This is a genomic window from Bacillus sp. EB106-08-02-XG196, from assembly GCF_013396335.1.
Taxonomy (GTDB): Bacteria; Bacillota; Bacilli; order Bacillales; family Cytobacillaceae; genus Neobacillus.
Window position 1 is genome coordinate 327,426 of sequence record NZ_JABWSY010000002.1, and the last position, 19,168, is coordinate 346,593.

The window sequence follows — 19,168 nt, forward strand, 5'->3', positions numbered from 1 at the left end:
TTTAGTCAAATTCCTTTATTTATTTTAAAAAATTTAAAAAAGGCCATCAATTTTAAATTGATGGCCTTTTTCTTGCGATGAAAAATATTCTTTCTGATTGTTCCTGTGGTTCAGTGTCCTCAAAATCCGCACAAATCTCAAGGATTTCAAAGCCTGCATCCTTTAACCATTCGGAATACTGTTGAATAGGGTATGTCCTTTGGTTATGAATTTCATCAAAACGATCATATTTTCTAGACTGTTCATCTAAAACAAAAAAACTTAGTTCATGTTCTACACTATTTGGTAATTCACCGGCAAAGCTATTCCAAATATAGGATAATTGATCATCTGCTAACGTAAAGGTTTGATTGATAAAAAGCTCAGAAATCTTATAAATAGAATGGACATCAAAGAAGAATATGCCGTTATCTTTAAGATGCCTATAGGCACTGGTAAAAGTATGTATCACGTCTTCTTCAGATTTCAAATAATTTAAGGAATCACAAAATATCCCAATAATATTAAACTCTTCATGTCCTTCTAAATTGGCCATATCCTGCTCAAAAAAAGGAATATTCAATCCTTCTTCCTGTGCTTTTGCCTGTGCAACACTAAGCATATCGGCGGATAGATCGACACCAGTAACGGAAAAGCCCTCCTTAGCAAAACGAACGGAGAGCTCTCCTGTACCACATGCCAAATCAAGTAGACTTTTACCATCCACTTGATATTTATTCAATTTTTCTTTTACAAATCTTACCCATTCATCATATGGAGCATCTTGCATGAGCTCGTCATATAAATAGGCAAACTGCTCATAGCTCATGTTGTCAACTCACTGCGAATATCCTCTAATGGCGCATCGCCCCATAAGCGTTCTAACTTGTAGTAACTTCTTTCATCACGATGGAATACATGTGCAACCACATCACCAAGGTCTATTAGGATCCATGTCGCTTCATCAAAGCCTTCCATTCTTCGCACATTATATCCGCTTTCTTCTGCCTTTTCTTTAATTCCTCTTGCAATCGCCTGTACTTGTTTGTCAGAGTTTCCGTGACAAATAATAAAATAATCGGCAATTAAGGAAATTCCCTGCATATTGAGTGCTAGAATATCTTCTGCTCTTTTATCATCTGCAGCCTTTACTGCAATTTTTAATAACTCTTGATTAGACATTAATCAATCCTCCGATTCATTACTAGATCATTATATGTTTGAAAGCTATCCGGATAAACACTTTGATTCTTTTTCATTAAGAATAGTATTGTATTTTTAACTGCTTGTATTAATGCAGTGTCCAAATTTTTCTTTGCTAAAGCTCTGACTTCATCCACCCCAGGAAAATGGCGGCCTGGTTCAATATAATCTGCTAAATAAATTACTTTTTCCAGCAGAGTCATTCCTGGCCTTCCTGATGTATGGTATCGGATCGCATCCAGTACTTCCTTATCCTTTATCCCGGCTTCTTTTTCAACTAAGTAAGCCCCTGCTGGAGCATGCCACAACTCAGCATGGTAGTGGAGTAAGTCTTGAGGGAACTTTTGCGATAAAATAATTTGTTTCATTTCATCTTTAGGCCGAAATTTTGCATAATCATGAAAGATTGCAGCCAATTCAGCTTTTTTTTCATCAGCACCATATTGCTTCGCTAAAGCAATAGCAGTTTCCATGACTCCTAAGGTGTGTTGATATCTATGGTCAGTTAACTGTCCTTTTACAATCTTTAATGCCTCTTCACGTTCCATATAAATGATTCTCCCTAATAAAATCAATAACCGGGTCGGGTAACAAATAACGAACTGTCATGCCTTGTTGTACTCTCTCTCTAATCATACTTGAAGAGACATCGATTGCCGGAACATCCACGTAGGTGATTGGATAATCCGTTTTCAAGCTGTATTCAGGTCTTTCAACACCAACAAATTGGACAAGTTCAATCAGTTCATCTATTTTATGCCATTTAGGCAGATACTCAATCATATCTGCACCGATGATAAAATAAAATTGATGATTTGGATACATTTCATTTAATATCCTCATGGTATCGACAGTAAAAGAAGGACCCGATCTTTCTAACTCAATTTTTTCAATTTTAAATGCTTCATTTCCTTTAATTGAAAGCTCCAGCATTTGCAAGCGGTCATGATTTTCAATTGATTCCGATTTCTTCTTATGAGGAGGCTCTTGGTTTGGCATAAACCATACTTCATCAAGATTAAGTTTGGAGAGTACCTCATTAGCGATTAACAAGTGGCCGTAATGAGGCGGGTCAAAAGTCCCTCCCAATATCCCAACCTTCGGCATGATGAAACCTCCTTTACTTATGGAAGTGTTATTTGTTTCTTTTCCACTGATTCCTTATATAAAACAATTGTATTACCAATTATTTGGACAATGTTTGCACCTGTTCCCTCAGCAAGCTGCTCTGCAACAACGTTTTTATCTTCTTCACAATTTTGCAAAACACTTATTTTAAAAAGTTCTCTTGCCTCTAGCGCTTCCGACACTTGCTTAACCATATTTTCATTTACCCCGCCTTTTCCTACTTGGAAAATGGGATCTAAATGATGGGCTTTTGATCGTAGATATCTTTTTTGTTTTCCTGTTAACATTTCACGCCTCCAAGCTGTTGTAGTACATTTTCTCGCATTCTTTTTACATCTGGGAATATTCCTGTCCATTTCTCAAAAGCAAGCGCACCTTGATAAACAAACATTTCAACGCCATTTTGAACAGTTGCACCATTTTTTCTTGCTTCCATTAAAAATTGGGTCTCTAACGGGTTGTAAATAATATCACAAACCAACGATTGGGACTTTAAACGCTTCAGGCTAATTGGCATTTCCGAAATTTCCGGGTACATCCCTATCATCGTAGTCTGAATCACCACATCATATTCATTTAAATGAAGATCTGCCTCCTCTAAAGATAAGGCTTTAGAGTTTGATATATATGGACATGACTCAATGAGCTCTTGGCCTTTAAGGACAGTTCGATTCGCAATATCTATTGCCAATGGCTTCATTTTCGCCATAGTAAAATAAATTGCTCTTGCTGCCCCTCCAGCACCAATGACTAATACTTTCTTGTCAGAAAAGGATGAGATATAAGGCTCCAATCCTTTAATAAACCCATATCCATCCGTATTATAGCCGACAAATTTTCCGTTTTCATTTACAACCGTATTGACGGCACCAATACTTAAAGCTAATTCATCGATTTCATCTAAAAAAGGAATGATCGTGCTTTTATGAGGTATCGTTATATTAAAACCCGAAATACCGATCGCCTTTAATCCCTTTACAGCAGTTTCTAATTCATCTCTTCTTACATGAAAAGGATGATAATGAGCATCGATTTCATATAAGGATAAGATATCATTGAGCATGACTGGTGACATTGAGTGGCCAATTGGATCTCCCAACACCGCAAAAAGTTTCTTCACCCTGTTTCTCCCCCATTTCCCTGTCTTTTTAGATTAAAGATTTACGGGTTAAGGTTTGTACACCCTTAGGCACGTATGCCGCTACCTTTACTCCCGGTTCGTTTATGGTTATCCAGCCAAGTCCAGAAAAGACTACATCTGTTTTGGCATCCTTAATCGTAAATTCTTGTTTTACTAACTCAGGAAATGTTCCTAATTCATCTTTTCGAGGTGGAGCCAGCATTTCCCCAAGATGATTTTCATACAACTCATCTGCATTATCTGTTTTTGTCCGATGGATATTTATTTCATTTGAGACATGGCAAACAAAGGAACTCCTGCCCCCGCTTATATAGTCAAATCTTGCTAATCCACCAAAAAATAAGGTTTGACCCTCATTTAATTGAAACACCTTTGGCTTAATTTCCTTTTTCGGTGTAATCACTTTTAGGTCCTTCTTATCTACAAAGTGTGCCATTTGGTGATGATTAATAATTCCTGGTGAATCAATTAGTGCTTTACCATCCTCAAGTGGAATTTTGATGATATCTAGAGTAGTTCCTGGAAAATGTGATGTGGTAATAATATCCCCATCCCCAGTAACTTCTTTAATAATTCTATTTATAAATGTAGATTTCCCTACATTTGTACATCCTACGACATAGACATCTTTTCCATTTCGCATCTCATCGATGGCAGCGGCTGTTTCTCTAATGTACTTTCCTTTTTCTGCACTGACTAAAAATACTTCTTCAGGTCTTAACCCAAGCTCTTTTGACTCATGTTTCATCCAATTAATCAATTTGTTATGTTTAACTGATTTCGGCAATAAATCTACCTTATTACCCACAAGTAGAACCTTATTGTTTCCTACGAAACGGTGTAATCCTGGAAGCCAGCTTCCATTAAAATCAAAAATATCAACAATCATAACAATCAGGGCATCAGTCTGGCCAATGCCATTCAATATTTTCAAGAAGTCATCATCGGTTAAACTGACATCCTGGACTTCGTTGTAATGCTTTAGTCGAAAACAACGCTGACAAATGATACTTTCCTTTTCGAGTGCAGATGATGGTGCATAACCTAATTCCTCTGGGTTTTCAGTCTGAACCTTGACCCCGCACCCCATACATAAATATTGCTCTTGTTCACTCACACTTTAGTCCTCCCATTGAATCATCCCTTTTTTCCTGAACCAATTCAAAATTCTTCGTTCAGCAAAGCGGTTAAATTTAGTAACAAACCCGTCTGTTTGGGCGACAGGTACCACAAGAATTGTATGAAACCCGCTTCGATTTCCACCTAAAACATCCGTTAATAATTGGTCCCCAATGACAACCGCTTCTTCCTTTTTGATTCCCATTTGGGATAGTGCCTTATTAAATGCACGCACCAATGGTTTGCGCGCTTGAAATATAAACGGTATTTGTAATGGGTCAGAGAATTCCTTTACCCGTATTTCATTATTATTAGAAACAATTGTAACGAGTATATTGTGCTTTTTCATTTGTTCGAACCATTTTATTAGTTCAGGCGTGGCATTTGGTCGATCCCATTCCACAAGCGTATTATCCAAATCAGTAATGATTCCCTTAATCCCTCTTTTTTTCAAGTCCTCGGGATGAATATCTAATATGCTTTTTACATGCTCATCAGGCAAAAATTTCTTTAACACTCAGCTTACACCTCATTAATTCATCTGTTTATCTGTACCATCATAACCAATTTTAACCTTAGTATCAAAATATAACTATTATAGCTGTATGGATTTATTATTTGTCAAACCCTAACATTTTTGCTGTAAAAACGAAATAAAAAATATTTTTCGACAAAATCTCAGTTTTTACACATCTGTGGATAAAGTTATTAACATTATACCCATTGTTTCAGTCACATTTTTATACTTTATAAACAAATTAGTCACAAGTTATCCACTGTTAATTGTGAATAATTGGAAAGGTTGTCCAATTCAACTTAATTTGGTAGATTTAGGTTACACCAATTGAACCTACCATTTTATGCTTCTTTACTATCATTTAGTACCATTTATTTATTATATGGAGGTGCTTCTCACTTGCGTAAACTGTCAGATGAGTTATTAATTGAATCTTATTATAAAGCAAGAGAATTAAATCTAAGTCCCGAGTTTATTCATCTTATCGAAACAGAAATTCATCGTCGGTCCTTATTCAACAAAATGAAAATTTCATCTTAATATTTTACTTATGACCCTGGAGGGTCTTTTCTTTTGAAAAAAAATCAACGGCACTATTTAGCGCCGCCATTTTGGGTTGCCATGACTCCAAGTTTCTCGCCAATCCTAATGTCCTTAGGTGTATGAATAGAAGGATCTAGTTGAAAAGTTTCTTTTTGGAATAACATTACAACAGTAGACCCGAAACTAAAATAGGCCATTTCCTCGCCTTTTTGAAGTGTCATTCCTTTATGCGTCTTTTCAATGGAATTGACAAACATGGCTCCCACTTTCACGATAGCAATATGGCCACTTGCTGTTTTCACTTCTGTAATCATACGATAGTTTTTTGCTAAAGTTCTAACACCATATTTTAAGCCCATTTTATTAACAGGATATGATTTTGAGCCAAGTGTCCACTGTTTAACAATGGTACCCTCTATAGGGCTATGGATCCGATGGTAATGACTTGGACTTAAATATAGAATCATATAAGTACCCTGTAAATATTTATTTACTGTTTCCTGACTGCCTAACATTTCTTGTATGGAATAAGTCTTACCCTTGACAACCATTTCACTTGTTTGATTGATAGAACCGACATCCTCAATAACTGCGTCTACAGGGCTGACCACCGAGTTTTCATTTGTATCAATTTTTCTAGCTTCTTTTCGTAGTGTCCTAATAAATAAATCATGAAGTGTCGGATACTCATGCAGCGACCTTTCCATTTCTTCCTGATTTAATTTATAAATCTTCGCAAACGATGGGACAACAAATCTGCTGATCCTAGAACGGGCAAAACCCTGTAATATGACCGATGTCCACTTCCCATTGGTAAGTTCTATCATTAGTCGATATACGTGCTTAAACATTACATGACCCCCAAAAAGTGTAAAAGTACTCTTTACGAAACTTCTTAAAAAGCTTAATATTAAATATAATAGATAAACAAACAAAAAAAATTAAAGTTCTCTTCCGGCTTGTTGAAAAGGAGTGGTGGAGCAAAATGTTTTTATTAGACGTTTTTGATTCTACAATTAAGAAGCTTAAGTCCCAAACTGCAAATGTTATTACGTTAACCAATTTATCTTTTGGTGGATTTGCAATTATTTTCGCCATGGAAGGAAATTTACGATTAAGTTTATTACTAATTTTTATCGCTGCATTAGCCGACCGTTTTGATGGCATGGCCGCTAGAAAATTTAATATTGAATCAGAGCTGGGCAAACAATTAGATTCCATGAGTGATATTATATCATTTGGAGTGGCGCCTGCACTATTACTATATCAAGGAATCTTAAATGAATTTGGGGGACCTGGATCCTTCTTCGCCGTATTCTATATCGGCTGTGGTGCCTTTAGATTGGCTCGCTTTAATATCACGGAAAGTAATGGCTATTTTACTGGTCTTCCGATTACAGCAGCTGGGTGCTTGGCAACATTAAGCTTTTTAGCTATCCCGTACCTGCCCGCTCAGACGTTTTTATTCATCATCATCATTTTATCATTCCTAATGGTAAGCCCATTTAAACTTAGAAAGATGTAACAAAGAAAAGCCCAGCAGGTATCTGCTGGGCTCTATTTTTTATTTATTTTCCGTTAAATCAAGGAACTCTTCAATATCATCAATACAGATTTTGACTGCCTTTTCCCAGAAATCTTTTTGATCTAAATCAACTTGTAAATGTTTAGCTGCTAAATCTTCAACAGTCATGGAAGCGGTATCTCTTAATAAGGCAATATACTTTTCTTCATAGCCTTTACCTTCCTCAAGTGCCTGCGCATATATGCCAAGTGAGAATAAATAGCCAAATGTATAGGGGAAGTTATAAAACGGTACTCCAGTGATAAAGAAATGAAGCTTGGATGCCCAAAATAATGGATGATATTCGTCTAAAGCCTCACAATAAGCTTCCTTTTGTGCTCCTTCCATCAGTTCATTTAAAGTTTCAACTGATACTGGTCCCCGTTTTCTCTCCTCATAAAAACGAGTTTCGAATAGAAAGCGAGCGTGGATGTTCATCAGCAGAGCAACCGTTCTCTGGATTTTATCATCTAGCAGGGAGAGCTTTTCTTCTTCATCCTTAGCATTTTTCACAGCTGCATCTGCCACAATCATTTCCGCAAAAGTGGAAGCGGTTTCTGCAACATTCATGGCGAATCCGCGATTAAGATAATGGACTCCTTTCATTGCATAGGAGTGAAAGCCATGCCCTAGTTCATGTGCGAGAGTGGAAACATTGGAAGGTGTGCCAGAATACGTCATAAAAATTCGAGATTCTTCACTTTCCGGGAATCCTGTACAGAAACCACCAGGTGCTTTTCCAGGACGGTCTTCGGCTTCAATCCATTGATTCTCAAATGCCATCTTAGCATAAGCTGACATTTTTTCACCAAATTGGCCAAAGTTCTGCTCAATAAATTCTGCACCCTCTTGGTAAGAAACCTTTGACTCTGTTTTTCCATAGGGAGCATCTAAATCAAACCAACTTAATTTTTCAATACCTAAGAGTTTCGCTTTACGATTCATATATTCAACAAGGGGCTGTTTATTTTCAGAAATGACTGCCCACATGGTTTCTAATGTTTCTTTTTTCATTCGATTAATACTTAATGGTTCTTTTAATACATCATCCCAACCACGTTTTTTATAAACATTTAAACGGAACCCAGATAGATGATTTAATGTTTTCGCTAAGTAATCACTTTGTTCATTCCAAGAATTTTCCCAGCTTTTAAAGACTGCTTTACGGACTTCTCTTTCGGAGCTAGCAAATCTATTTGATGCCTGCCCAACAGATAGCTGTTTTACCTCACCATTTTCCTCAACAGGAACCTTTATTTTACTAACAATGAGATCATACAATTGTCCCCAGCTATGGTAACCATCCACACCTAGTGAACTAATTAGCGATTCTTCTTCAATGGAAAGCTTTTCTTTTGCTCGTTCGCGGCGTTCAGAAAGTGAAAACGTCAATTCTTGCAGGTAATCATCTTCCAACACTAGTGCCCAAACTTCATCATTGATGGATGATAATAAGTTGTCAAATGCACCAAGTGCGGATTGAAAAGCAGCGCTAAACTCTGTTACGGTTGCCTCAAGTGTGTAAGCCTTTTTATCATCAGTATTTTGTGCTTGAAGGCATCCCACAAATGCCGCTGCCTGACGAAGCTTTTTGCCAGCGCTTTCAAAGTCTGATAATAGCTCTTTTAAAAAAATCTTATCCTCAGCTGTATTGAGCGGGGACCAGGTTTTTACTTTTGTTTCAAATAGCACAATTAATTCCTTTGTTACCTTTAAGTGGTCCGCTAGTTCAGTAGAATCGCTCCCACCTTTAAAAAGTACTTCAAGATTCCAAACATCTGAATATGTAGTGGCTGTCATCCAATTACCCCCTTGTCTATGTACCTTACCATTATAAATATATTATCTGAAAAACTCTATTATTTGCCTTTTAGCATAAAAAATTGCTTGTGCAAGGAGTGCACAAGCATTTATCCCTCTTAACAGCAGGTTGTATAATACCACCAGCCGCCAAAGATTAGGACCAGTATTAATAACACGATGAAGAGTGCGTACCATCCGCCTCCTCCAGTTGAATAAGGAACAGGATAAACTGGATAAGGGGCTGGGTAACAACATGGATTTGGGTAGCCATATGACACGTAAATACCCCCTTTCCCTTTTAATACTAGGTTATGTGCCTGTATACTTTTATGTATAGGCAACTGCCGTTTTAATTAAAAAAACAGAGTCGGAAAGGTTCCGGCTCTGTTCCTTAGTTCTTTTTCTTTCGCTCTTTTTCAGCACGATAAAATTCATGGAACATTTTCATTAGGGCTCGTTTTTCAATCCTAGAGACATAGCTTCTTGAAATCCCCAATTCCTTCGCAATTTCTCGCTGGGTTTTTTCCTTTTGTAGGTCAAGGCCAAAACGGCCAACAATGACTTCTTTTTCTCTGTCGTCCAGGACATCAATATATTTCCGGATTTTTTCGAGCTCCATGTTCAACTGAATGGTATCAATAACGTCTTCTGATTCCGATTTGAGTACATCAATGAGAGAGATTTCATTTCCTTCTTTATCCTGTCCAATTGGGTCGTGCAAAGAGACATCCTTTTTTGTCTTCTTCAGTGCTCGAAGATGCATGAGGATTTCGTTTTCAATACAACGTGCTGCATACGTCGCAAGCTTTGTTCCTTTCCCTTCGGAATAGCTCTCAATGGCTTTTATTAAACCAATTGTTCCTATTGAGATTAGATCCTCTGCATCCTCACCAGTATTTTCAAACTTTTTTACAATATGTGCTACAAGCCGTAAATTATGTTCAATTAACATATTACGAGCATGTGAGTCCCCTTCCGCCATCAATCGTAAATATTTCCTTTCATCTGCAGCAGATAGGGGCTGCGGAAAAGCATTGTTTTTAACATAAGAGACAAGAAATAAAAATTCCTTTATGAGATAACCAAGTGCTGTGAGAATCCCTGCCATGCACATCCACCCCCGTGCTTTTTTGGGCTTTGCCTATAACTAATTCCTATGTTATAAACTGGGTGATTGTGTCTGTCCAAAAGATTTTATTTGAAAATAAAGGCTTTTATCACACTACAAAAAAAAGCACTGACCTTTGAAAAGGGTCAATGCTTCTTGTTATTCTACACTTAGCTCCGCTGTAATTACACAACCAATCGCCGCAGTTATGACCAAAGCCATCACGATCATGAACATATTCTCCACCCCTTAAGATAGATCCTTTTATCTACTTCGAATTTATCACATTTTCACAGTATCTAACTTAAGGGGATATGAACATTTTGTTAACAAACATTTATCGTTAATCAGTTATATGATTTCATTTTTTATTTTTCTTCTTTGCTTTCACGAAAAGAAACAATAAAAAGGTATGCACCGGCATTTTTCAACTACCTCCTTAATAGGCTACTAGGTGGTATCTTTCATACTCCATAAGCTTGCTCCGCGTTTTTGAATTAAATATATCATTGTAAACCCACCTTTCTTTTTTGTCATTTATAGCCTTAATACATAATGCGATGAACGGATATCTGACGATCCTTCGTTGCTTCATATATTTTCTTAATTTGTTCTTGGTGTGCTGCTTCTTCGATACTGATCTCACGTTTATTGATGGTAATGGATAAGAATAAAATATTTAAGGTCATGACTATCACCTCCCATAAAGGGTTTATTACATTAAATGATAAGCAGTAGCTTGACGGTCTTTGTGCTGATCATATAATTTTTCAACCATTTCATTTTGAATTGCTTCTTGCAGACTTTCTTCACGTTTCTTAACTGTAATCGAAAAAAACAATATATTAAGAGTCATTTAAATACACTTCCTTTTTTTAGGGTTAATTTATAGTAAATGATAAACTGACAATTGACGTTCCTTGTTTTGCTCAAAAAGTTTTTCAACCATTTCATTTCGAGTTGCTTCTTGTAGACTTTCTTTACGTTTTTTTAATGTAATCGAGATAAAAAATATATTTAGTGTCATAACTATCACCTCTCTTCCCTTTACGACCAAATTTGTAAGTAATATCCATTTAATGAACACAAAAAGGCCGCAAGAAATTACTCCCTTGCGGCCAAAATTTTAGGCACAAAAATACCGCAGGGCAGCACTCTCCCTGCGGCATGGATATGTTAGGTAACTAAAAAATTAGTTAAGCAATCCATTCCTGTCGGTCGAATGCAAATTATTTACATATGCAGTTGTCATCCAAATAGCATTACCAGTGAAAGCAACCATTAACTTCTTCATCATTTTCTTCGACCTCCTTCGGAATTTTTTACTAACTACGGTAATTATATCCATCAACATACCCTTTGTAAACCATTTTTTTGAAACTTTTTAATAAATAGTTAAATTGCCTGGTTTATTCAAAAAAAAATAAACGTCCCTAGGGAACGTTTATCTCTGGTTGCCGTCTTCCATATCCATAAGTTTAAGCTGGCACTGTTTCGATTGAATAAAAAGTAAAATCGAAATCGCTAAAAAGGACATAGAGGAGATCATCATTATATTTACATCCATCTCACTCTTAGAGTCTGATGGAATAATTACGCCTAAAAAGAAAAATACACCGACAGCGAGTAATACGACAGCAAATTGTTTAAAATCCACCATTTTTTCAAAAAGACTTTTTGTTTGTTTGTCCACTGTTGGTCACCTGCTTTTCTTAAAATCTACTAAGCTACTTTAACATAAAAAACAGCCTAAAAGAGTATGTAAATTTTAGAAAAACAAAAAGTCCGATTTTTCCACCGGACTCTTCTATGAACAGTCTACCCTATTGCAGCGACTATTTTCATGACCAACGTAGCGGAATGGGTTGCTGCTGTGTCAATAAATTGATCAAAGGAGATTTCTGATTCCTTCCCTGCAATATCAGATAGGGAGCGAATGATGACGAAAGGTACACCAAAACGATGTGCCACTTGTGCAATCGCTGCAGCTTCCATTTCAACCGCCTGCAATTTATCGAATTTTGATTGGACAAATTTAACACGCTCTGGATCTTCCATAAATGAATCCCCAGTAACAATCAGCCCTTTCGCCACTTGAAATTTATCTAGTTCCTTTGCAGCATTTTCAGCTATTTGTACTAGCTTTTCATCTGCTGTAAAAGCTGCTGGAAGCTGTGGCACCTGACCATATTCATAACCGAAGGCTGTTACATCCACATCATGATGACGTACTTCCGTAGAGATAACGGCATCACCAACATTTAAATCAGGATTAAAGCCGCCTGCAGAGCCTGTATTAATGATGTAATCTGGCTTATATTTTTCAAGCAAAATGGTTGTTGACATAGCGGCATTTACTTTGCCAATTCCAGAACGCAGTAATATCACTTCTGCTCCTTTCATTTGGCCAAAAGTAAACTCACATCCTGCAACTGTTTCCTGAGTTTGTCCGTCAATATTATCCCTTAACAGCTTGACTTCTTCTTCCATTGCTCCAATTATGGCGATTTTCATATTTAAACCTCTTTCTTTTTGTTTTACTTCTTTCATAATAATCTTCCTCGGATTGAACTATCATATCCGCAAACACTATTCTACCATCATTCGACAGAAATCTTCCAATATGAGAGGTTAAAACCTCACTATCCTTTCTGGGAAGTTGGTATTATTTCATTGATTCACCAGCAGGAATTAACTAGAATGTACATAGGGAAAGGGTGGTCAAAATGATGAATTTCCAACTTGATTTTATTGAGGATAAAGTAGAATTCTTTGATGCAACAGATCTTAAAGTATTGGAAAAAAAAATCGAAGTAAAAATCGAGGAAAACAAAGCGATATTATTAGGAGTTCATTCAGTCTCTCATCAAATGTTTGCTAACGAAAAGGGTCAGACATATTTTACCGCAGTCGTTCACTTTAAACGCAAAAAATAGGATGGAAAGCCCATCCTATTTTTTATGTTTCTATTGAATTACAGAAAGCTCTTCAACCTTTACAGGTTTCCAGCCTTCGCCATCTACCCATTCAAGGTAAACATTGTATTTTAGCTGTTTGTCTTTAGAGGCCACGGTACTGAATGATCCAGCACCTGTTGTTTTATCCCGACCTAACCAATATAAAGTCATATTACTTTCTTCAAGGCCTGTTGCATATGAAATAGCCTTTAGCATTTCCTGCCAATCAACATGTGATTCATCATAAACTGGGGTATGTTCACCTGTTTGCACGGTACCTACAGGCTTCCAAGCAGGGTTCTCGATGGTTCTAACTACATTGGTAGTTCCATCGCCTTCTGTTATAACTGCTTGTGAATCATCTTCCTGTTCAGGCGCTGCAGCTTCTTCACTTTCTTCATCCGTACCTTCTTCAGTATCAGTATCTTCCTCAGTTTCCTGAGCAGCGTCATTTTTTTCAGTATCTTTATCCTCTTTTTCTGAGGCTTGATTTGCTGTTTTTGTATTTTCCTTTTCAGGAGCTGCTTTATCGTCACCTGATAAAAAGATCGTATAGGCTACAAAGAAAATGAGTGCTAGCACAATGACAATTAGACTATTCAAGATAATGTTCGTTTTCTTCCTTTTAGCCCGATAACCAGAACGTGAGCCAGATTGGAAATCGTTACTCATACAAAAATCCCTCCAAATAGAAAAGCGAAAGCGCCGCTAAACAATTATTATGGCTGTCAACATTCTAACATGAATTGAAAAGAACTTGAAGGATTTTCCCTTAAGTTAATACTATTGTAATCCTTTGTCATATTCATATAACATTTTTACCATATCGGCAAATAATAAATTTACACCGCCTTCTGTATCTAGAACATCTAGATTAACAGCGACAAGCGCGTATTTGGGATTTTGATAAGGAAAATAGCCTGCAAACCACTTGTTATGCAACTGCTTTTCATTCTCATATTTCCCTGTCTCCGCGGTTCCTGACTTCCCTGCAACCTCATAGGGAAGGTCTAGAAACCATTTCCCAGTTCCATTCGGATTTACAACAACTTCTCTTAATAATTTCTGAAGCTTCATTGCCGTATAAGGTGAAATAGTATCGCCAGATAACGCTTTATTATCAAAGGTAACCATCGTCGTCCCATTTTTATACTCAATTTTCGAAGCGGTACTCACCATTTCTTTTTTACCACCTCTTGCGATCGTAGCCATCATATTGGCTATGGCCAGCGGCGTTGCCCGAACCTCATGCTGACCAATCCCTGACATGGCAGCATAGTTTTGATCTTTCTTAGCCTCTTCAGTTAAAAACACCCTGCCTTTATCTTCATCGACAAGTTGTTTAAAATTATCGGTATGGTAAACTTCACCCTGCCAGCCTACTGTACCTGTTAACGACAATTTCTCAGCATAATCCTCCAACATATTTTTATCTATTTTTTGAAGTTCCTTTGCCAGCTCGCCAAAGGTCCGGTTACAGCTTCTTGCAAAGCTATCCGTAAAAGAGAGCATTCCATAATTATATTTGCTTTCCGGATCACCATTAATTTTTTTACTACAATCAAATAGCCTTGTTGGGTCATCCAGACTTTGATCAATGGCGGCAGCTGCCACCACGGTTTTAAAGATTGAGCCCATTATTTCTTGCTTTAGCATTCGATTCGTAATCCCAGAGCCGCTATAAGGATCACTTTGATTGATAGCTGGTCGCGAAACCGATGCTAGGACACTATTGCTTTCAATATCAAGGAGCACTAACCCGCCATTTTTTATTGCATGCTGGTCTACTAATTCCTCCGATTTCTGCTGCAGCTCTTTATCAATCGTTGTTCGAACATTTACTGGGTAAAAAGGATTAGCTGGATCAACATACTTTACATTAATTCCGAATAACGGTGCCCCGTCACCATCTACGTGATAAACAAGTTTGGACTTTCCTTCTGGAAGTAAAAATTCATCAAAACTTTCTTCAAGACCAGAAACACCTATAAGTGTCTTCTCAGAGAGATCCTTATTTGAATAGCGCTTTTTTAATTCTTCGGCGTTTTCCCCCGTTAAACCAATTAATTGCGCCGCGAGTATTTCGGTGCGTTCAAATTTCTTTTCAATGGCAAATACACCCGGTATTTCAAGCTTGTTAATTTTTTCCATTTGCGAAGGTGTTAATTCCATAGGCTGTGGTTCTCCATATGCAAAAGGTTTATTTGCATCCTTTAAGGCATTTTTCAAACTATATTCTGAAATACCAGAAATAGTTGATACTGCTTCTATATCCCAATCCATATTATTTAAAAAAGGAAAGAGAACAAGAACAGATACTTTTTTATGGGTTAGCAACTCTCCATTCCGATCTAGAAAATTACCACGCCCGTTATCGATGACTAGTTCCTGCGTTCTTTGCTTTACACTTTCTTCCAATAGATTTACATTGTGCTTTGAAAAGGACTCCGTTTGAACCAACTGAATCTGAATTAATCGCCCAGTGAGGATTAATAGCCCAGCTATACAAAGAACGAGTAAACCTTTAATTCGTCTACGTATCATAAAAAACACCTCGTCAAAAGTTTTGACGAGGTGTTCCCATTTCAAACATAAAGTTAAAAAAATCAATTAACTAATAGAGACAATACGGACGCTCATTTCACCGCCTGGTGTTTGAACGGATACTTGATCGCCTACTTTTTTGCCGATTAGGCTTTTCGCTATTGGAGAATCGTTTGAAATTTTTCCTTCAAACGGATCTGCCTCTGCACTGCCCACGATGGTATAAGTTTCTTCATCACCATTGGGAAGTTCTACAAATGTAACAGATCTGCCTAATGTAACAGAATCACTAGCCATGTCGCCTTCTTCAATAATCTTAGCGTTGCGAATCATATTTTCTAAAGTTGTAATCCGACCTTCTACAAATGCTTGTTCTTCTTTTGCAGAATCGTATTCAGAGTTTTCAGATAAATCCCCGAAACTTCTTGCAATTTTAATTCTTTCAACAACTTCTTTACGCTTTACAGATTTTAAATGTTCAAGCTCCTGGATAAGTTTGTCTTTACCCGCCTGTGTCATTGGAAATACTTTTTCGATCGCCAAAACTTCTCACTCCTTCTAGTCTTCACAATCCCCCATAGATTGTGTTTGATAATGTTATGTAGGTATTACATAAATACATAGGAGCGCGTCCTCATTAAAGGGCGCGCAGCTTGTATTTATCCAATATGGATTCATTTTAACCTAATCTTTAGGCTATTGTTTCATAAAAATGACTTTTGTTCAAGAATTGTTTGAATTTTTGTGACCATTAAATCAATCGCTACATGATTTTGACCGCCTTCAGGGATAATGACATCCGCATATCTCTTTGTCGGTTCAATAAATTGGTTGTGCATTGGACGGACAACATTGGTATATTGATCGATCACAGAATCCAATGTTCGTCCGCGCTCTTTAATATCGCGTGATAACCTTCGAATAATTCGAATATCTGCATCGGTATCAACATATAACTTGATGTCCATCAGATTTCTCAAACGCTCATCTTCAAGAACAAGTATACCTTCTAAAATAATAACATCTTTCGGTTCAACTTCAATAATTTCTTTTGATCGGGTATGAAGCGAATAATCATAGACTGGTTTCTGAATTGGCTCATATCGTAACAGCTTTTCAATATGCGCGATAAGCAAATCATTGTCAAAAGCCAGTGGATGGTCGTAATTCGTCTTTAACCGTTCCGGAAAGGGTACATCACTTTGGTCTTTATAATAATAATCCTGTTGAAGCATAGTTATGGAATGACCTTTAAAGCTTTCATAGACTGCCTTAGTTACACTTGTTTTTCCTGAGCCGGACCCTCCGGCAACACCAATAACAACCGGTTTGCGCATCAACCTAGTTCTCCTTTCGCATCATGTTGTTAGGGTAAACCGGTTTGTCCAATTTAAATTGTACAATTTGAAGTGGATGTCTTGCTGCATCCAGTTCATTACCTTTTTCATCCCAAATTTTATCAATCACATGTGTAAAGTTTTGAATTTCCGGTCCAAAGAATTCAACTTCCTGCCCCGGTTTAAAGTGGTTTCGCTGCTGCAGTGTAACGATTTGACTTTCTTCGTTATAACTCAGTACTAAACCGACAAATTCAAACTTTGTCTTGTTGCTATGATTACCAAACATTTGCTCTTTATACCCCGGAACTCCTTCAAAAAATGCAGGAGCTGTTTCACGATTCGCACATTTGTCCAGTTCCTCTAGCCACTCACGCTTAATGACGAAATGGTCAGGGTCGGCACAATAAGCGTCAATAACTTTTCGATACACGCTGACTACCGTCGCAATATAGTGAATCGACTTCATTCGGCCTTCAATTTTTAAGCTATCAATTCCAAGCTCAATCATTTGAGGAATCGCTTGAATCAGGTTAAGGTCCTTAGGGCTCATGGCAAAGGGTGCGTCATTCTCACCATAAAGAGGAACTTCATCTGTACTGCCTTCTAGTTGATATAAATCATAATCCCAACGGCAGGACTGACAGCAGCCTCCTCGGTTTGAATCCCTTGCGGTCATGTGATTACTTAATGTACAACGTCCAGAATAAGCAATACACATTGCACCATGGATAAAGATCTCAATTTCGACATCGACTTTTTCTTTCATTTCTCTTATTTCTTCTGCACTCGTTTCACGTGCTAAAACAACGCGCTCTGCACCGCTTTCTTTCCAGAACTGAGCTGTTTTCCAGTTTGAAATGGATTGCTGCGTGCTGATGTGAATTTCAATTTCCGGTGCCAGCCTGCGGCAAGTTTCAATAATTAATGGGTCTGCAACGATAATCCCTGCTATTCCTGTTTCCTTTAACCCAAGGATATAGTCTTCTAATCCATCAATATTCTCATTGTGAGCAAAAATATTGGTTGTTACGTAAATTCTAGCCCCGAATTTTTTGGCAAATTCTACGCCCTCTTTCATTTCTTCAAATGTAAAGTTATCAGCGTTTGAACGTAGACCATATTCCTGACCGCCAATAAATACGGCATCCGCTCCATATTGAACAGCAATTTTTAACTTTTCAAGATTTCCTGCCGGCGCTAGGAGTTCTGGTTTTTTCACAATCACACGTTTTCCATCGATGATTTCAGAAATACTATCCTTAACTGTATTCACGAATGAACTCCTCCTTTTTAGTAGACTGTCTCCTTGAAAAAGAATCCAGTATCTAGTTTTCGATTAGCTGGCTGCACAGCCTCAATAGCTTCTAAAAGCTCGTCTTTTTTATCGTCGTATTGATCTGGGTCCTCAAAAAATAAGTCAATCGCTTCACGATATGCCTTTGTTACTGAAATAAGATAGTCGGAAGACTTTAAGATTCCATCAATTTTAAAGGAATCTACACCGGCTTCAAGCAATTCCTGCAGCTCATCTATGATACAAATATCATTAGGACTCATAATGTGAGTTCCATTCTCGTCCTCGAAAATCGGATATTTATTTTCTCTTTCTTTATCATGTATGAACATGTTTTTTTCCATTTTACGGTTTTCGATTTCCATTACTTTTCCTTGGTACTCATAATAATTACCAAGAAGTGAACGTTTTGATTGAAACATACAGCTCATGCCATGTACCTGTACTTCTATTTCAATCTCAGCGTTTTCTTTGATTTCTACAATGGAGTCCATATTAATTTCACGTGCTAGGACTGCTCTTTTTGCCCCTTTTTCACCCCAATAGTTACATGAAAACCAATTTGTTCCAAGAGTTTCCGTACTCCAATGCAGCTTCATCTCAGGGGCTGCTTCACGTGCAGTCATTAAGACAGCAGGATCACCGAAAATAATAGCATCAGCATTTGCTTCAGCTGCAAATTTAATATAATCACTTAATTCATCCATTTTTTCGTTATGAAAAATAGCATTCATGGCAACATAGACTTTTTTCTCTTTAGAATGTGCTAATTCTATTGCCTGCTTTACCTGTTCTCGGTTAAATTCACCTGCTAACCGTAGTCCATATCTTTGTTCTCCAACAACAAACGCATCGGCACCAGCTTCAGCCAGTGGCAATATATCGTTAACTGACAGTGGAGTAACTAATAATTCCGTTCTTTTCATCT

Annotated in this window: 26 protein-coding genes; 3 read left to right on the top strand and 23 right to left on the bottom strand. The window is 37.3% G+C overall.

Annotated elements, in window-relative coordinates:
• Window positions 1–52 precede the first annotated feature (52 nt).
• The 8 genes from MLOOGBEN_RS05215 to MLOOGBEN_RS05250 are packed head-to-tail and all read right to left on the bottom strand — an operon-like array spanning window position 53 to window position 5,087.
• Window positions 53–808: a class I SAM-dependent DNA methyltransferase gene (locus MLOOGBEN_RS05215; RefSeq protein WP_179157193.1), complete on the bottom strand. Its 756-nt coding sequence runs from the start codon at window positions 806–808 to the stop codon at window positions 53–55.
• Window positions 805–1,161, bottom strand: coding sequence for a ribosome silencing factor (gene rsfS, locus MLOOGBEN_RS05220; protein ID WP_179157194.1), 357 nt, complete (start codon window positions 1,159–1,161; stop codon window positions 805–807). The genes MLOOGBEN_RS05215 and rsfS overlap by 4 nt, the downstream gene beginning before the upstream one ends.
• Window positions 1,161–1,730, bottom strand: a complete 570-nt coding sequence (gene yqeK / locus MLOOGBEN_RS05225) for a bis(5'-nucleosyl)-tetraphosphatase (symmetrical) YqeK (protein WP_179157195.1) — start codon at window positions 1,728–1,730, stop codon at window positions 1,161–1,163. Before yqeK ends, rsfS begins: the two co-directional genes overlap by 1 nt.
• Complete coding sequence (locus MLOOGBEN_RS05230; RefSeq protein WP_179157196.1) at window positions 1,720–2,289, bottom strand: nicotinate-nucleotide adenylyltransferase; 570 nt, start codon at window positions 2,287–2,289, stop codon at window positions 1,720–1,722. Before MLOOGBEN_RS05230 ends, yqeK begins: the two co-directional genes overlap by 11 nt.
• A 17-nt stretch (window positions 2,290–2,306) precedes the next feature.
• Complete coding sequence (gene yhbY, locus MLOOGBEN_RS05235) at window positions 2,307–2,597, bottom strand: ribosome assembly RNA-binding protein YhbY (RefSeq protein ID WP_179157197.1); 291 nt, start codon at window positions 2,595–2,597, stop codon at window positions 2,307–2,309.
• Window positions 2,591–3,430 (bottom strand): shikimate dehydrogenase, encoded by an 840-nt coding sequence (aroE, locus tag MLOOGBEN_RS05240; RefSeq protein WP_179157198.1) that lies wholly within the window; start codon window positions 3,428–3,430, stop codon window positions 2,591–2,593. The genes yhbY and aroE overlap by 7 nt, the downstream gene beginning before the upstream one ends.
• Before the next feature lie 28 nt (window positions 3,431–3,458).
• Window positions 3,459–4,541: a ribosome biogenesis GTPase YqeH gene (yqeH, locus tag MLOOGBEN_RS05245; protein ID WP_218781062.1), complete on the bottom strand. Its 1,083-nt coding sequence runs from the start codon at window positions 4,539–4,541 to the stop codon at window positions 3,459–3,461.
• A gap of 30 nt (window positions 4,542–4,571) precedes the next feature.
• Entirely contained in the window at window positions 4,572–5,087 is a 516-nt protein-coding gene (locus tag MLOOGBEN_RS05250; RefSeq protein ID WP_179157200.1) for a YqeG family HAD IIIA-type phosphatase, read from the bottom strand.
• A 399-nt stretch (window positions 5,088–5,486) separates the two neighbouring features.
• On the opposite strand from MLOOGBEN_RS05250, the gene MLOOGBEN_RS05255 reads away from it, so the two are divergent.
• The gene (locus MLOOGBEN_RS05255; RefSeq protein WP_045517793.1) at window positions 5,487–5,627 is read left to right on the top strand and encodes a sporulation histidine kinase inhibitor Sda; all 141 of its coding nucleotides are present in this window, start codon (window positions 5,487–5,489) and stop codon (window positions 5,625–5,627) included.
• 53 nt (window positions 5,628–5,680) lie between these two features.
• On the opposite strand, the gene MLOOGBEN_RS05260 is transcribed toward MLOOGBEN_RS05255, so the two are convergent.
• Window positions 5,681–6,481, bottom strand: a complete 801-nt coding sequence (locus MLOOGBEN_RS05260) for a phosphatidylserine decarboxylase (protein WP_179157201.1) — start codon at window positions 6,479–6,481, stop codon at window positions 5,681–5,683.
• 134 nt (window positions 6,482–6,615) lie between these two features.
• Here MLOOGBEN_RS05260 and pssA point away from each other — a divergent pair, with 134 nt between their 5' ends.
• Window positions 6,616–7,155: a CDP-diacylglycerol--serine O-phosphatidyltransferase gene (pssA, locus tag MLOOGBEN_RS05265; RefSeq protein WP_179157202.1), complete on the top strand. Its 540-nt coding sequence runs from the start codon at window positions 6,616–6,618 to the stop codon at window positions 7,153–7,155.
• Window positions 7,156–7,194: 39 nt separating this feature from the next.
• Here pssA and MLOOGBEN_RS05270 read toward each other — a convergent pair whose 3' ends face one another.
• From MLOOGBEN_RS05270 to mtnN, 8 genes are all read right to left on the bottom strand, one after another.
• On the bottom strand, window positions 7,195–8,994 hold the full coding sequence (locus tag MLOOGBEN_RS05270; protein WP_179157203.1) for a M3 family oligoendopeptidase: 1,800 nt from the start codon (window positions 8,992–8,994) through the stop codon (window positions 7,195–7,197).
• A gap of 119 nt (window positions 8,995–9,113) precedes the next feature.
• Window positions 9,114–9,275, bottom strand: a complete 162-nt coding sequence (locus MLOOGBEN_RS05275) for a hypothetical protein (RefSeq protein ID WP_179157204.1) — start codon at window positions 9,273–9,275, stop codon at window positions 9,114–9,116.
• A gap of 113 nt (window positions 9,276–9,388) precedes the next feature.
• Window positions 9,389–10,105, bottom strand: a complete 717-nt coding sequence (gene sigK / locus MLOOGBEN_RS05280) for an RNA polymerase sporulation sigma factor SigK (protein WP_179157205.1) — start codon at window positions 10,103–10,105, stop codon at window positions 9,389–9,391.
• Window positions 10,106–10,650: 545 nt separating this feature from the next.
• Window positions 10,651–10,794, bottom strand: coding sequence for a YrzI family small protein (locus MLOOGBEN_RS05285; protein WP_179157206.1), 144 nt, complete (start codon window positions 10,792–10,794; stop codon window positions 10,651–10,653).
• 26 nt (window positions 10,795–10,820) lie between these two features.
• Entirely contained in the window at window positions 10,821–10,961 is a 141-nt protein-coding gene (locus tag MLOOGBEN_RS05290) for a YrzI family small protein (RefSeq protein ID WP_179157207.1), read from the bottom strand.
• 30 nt (window positions 10,962–10,991) lie between these two features.
• Window positions 10,992–11,132 carry a YrzI family small protein gene (locus MLOOGBEN_RS05295; protein WP_179157208.1) on the bottom strand — a complete coding sequence of 47 codons (141 nt, stop codon included), beginning with the start codon at window positions 11,130–11,132 and terminating at the stop codon, window positions 10,992–10,994.
• A 417-nt stretch (window positions 11,133–11,549) separates the two neighbouring features.
• Window positions 11,550–11,798 carry a YrhC family protein gene (locus tag MLOOGBEN_RS05300; RefSeq protein ID WP_179157209.1) on the bottom strand — a complete coding sequence of 83 codons (249 nt, stop codon included), beginning with the start codon at window positions 11,796–11,798 and terminating at the stop codon, window positions 11,550–11,552.
• Window positions 11,799–11,923: 125 nt separating this feature from the next.
• Window positions 11,924–12,619 (bottom strand): 5'-methylthioadenosine/S-adenosylhomocysteine nucleosidase, encoded by a 696-nt coding sequence (mtnN, locus tag MLOOGBEN_RS05305; RefSeq protein ID WP_179157330.1) that lies wholly within the window; start codon window positions 12,617–12,619, stop codon window positions 11,924–11,926.
• A gap of 215 nt (window positions 12,620–12,834) precedes the next feature.
• On the opposite strand from mtnN, the gene MLOOGBEN_RS05310 reads away from it, so the two are divergent.
• Window positions 12,835–13,041 carry a DUF2536 family protein gene (locus MLOOGBEN_RS05310; protein ID WP_179157210.1) on the top strand — a complete coding sequence of 69 codons (207 nt, stop codon included), beginning with the start codon at window positions 12,835–12,837 and terminating at the stop codon, window positions 13,039–13,041.
• 30 nt (window positions 13,042–13,071) lie between these two features.
• Here MLOOGBEN_RS05310 and MLOOGBEN_RS05315 read toward each other — a convergent pair whose 3' ends face one another.
• The 6 genes from MLOOGBEN_RS05315 to MLOOGBEN_RS05340 all read right to left on the bottom strand — a co-directional run bounded on the left by MLOOGBEN_RS05315 (window position 13,072) and on the right by MLOOGBEN_RS05340 (window position 19,166).
• A complete protein-coding gene (locus MLOOGBEN_RS05315) occupies window positions 13,072–13,734 on the bottom strand; it encodes a YrrS family protein (protein WP_179157211.1) in 663 nt (220 codons plus the stop codon).
• Window positions 13,735–13,845: 111 nt separating this feature from the next.
• A complete protein-coding gene (locus MLOOGBEN_RS05320) occupies window positions 13,846–15,606 on the bottom strand; it encodes a peptidoglycan D,D-transpeptidase FtsI family protein (RefSeq protein ID WP_179157212.1) in 1,761 nt (586 codons plus the stop codon).
• A gap of 66 nt (window positions 15,607–15,672) precedes the next feature.
• The gene (gene greA / locus MLOOGBEN_RS05325; protein WP_179157213.1) at window positions 15,673–16,149 is read right to left on the bottom strand and encodes a transcription elongation factor GreA; all 477 of its coding nucleotides are present in this window, start codon (window positions 16,147–16,149) and stop codon (window positions 15,673–15,675) included.
• A 161-nt stretch (window positions 16,150–16,310) separates the two neighbouring features.
• Window positions 16,311–16,946 (bottom strand): uridine kinase, encoded by a 636-nt coding sequence (gene udk / locus MLOOGBEN_RS05330; RefSeq protein WP_179157214.1) that lies wholly within the window; start codon window positions 16,944–16,946, stop codon window positions 16,311–16,313.
• Between the two features lies 1 nt (window position 16,947).
• A complete protein-coding gene (locus MLOOGBEN_RS05335; RefSeq protein WP_179157215.1) occupies window positions 16,948–18,219 on the bottom strand; it encodes a peptidase U32 family protein in 1,272 nt (423 codons plus the stop codon).
• A gap of 17 nt (window positions 18,220–18,236) precedes the next feature.
• Window positions 18,237–19,166: a peptidase U32 family protein gene (locus tag MLOOGBEN_RS05340; protein WP_179157216.1), complete on the bottom strand. Its 930-nt coding sequence runs from the start codon at window positions 19,164–19,166 to the stop codon at window positions 18,237–18,239.
• Between the last annotated feature and the right edge of the window lie 2 nt (window positions 19,167–19,168).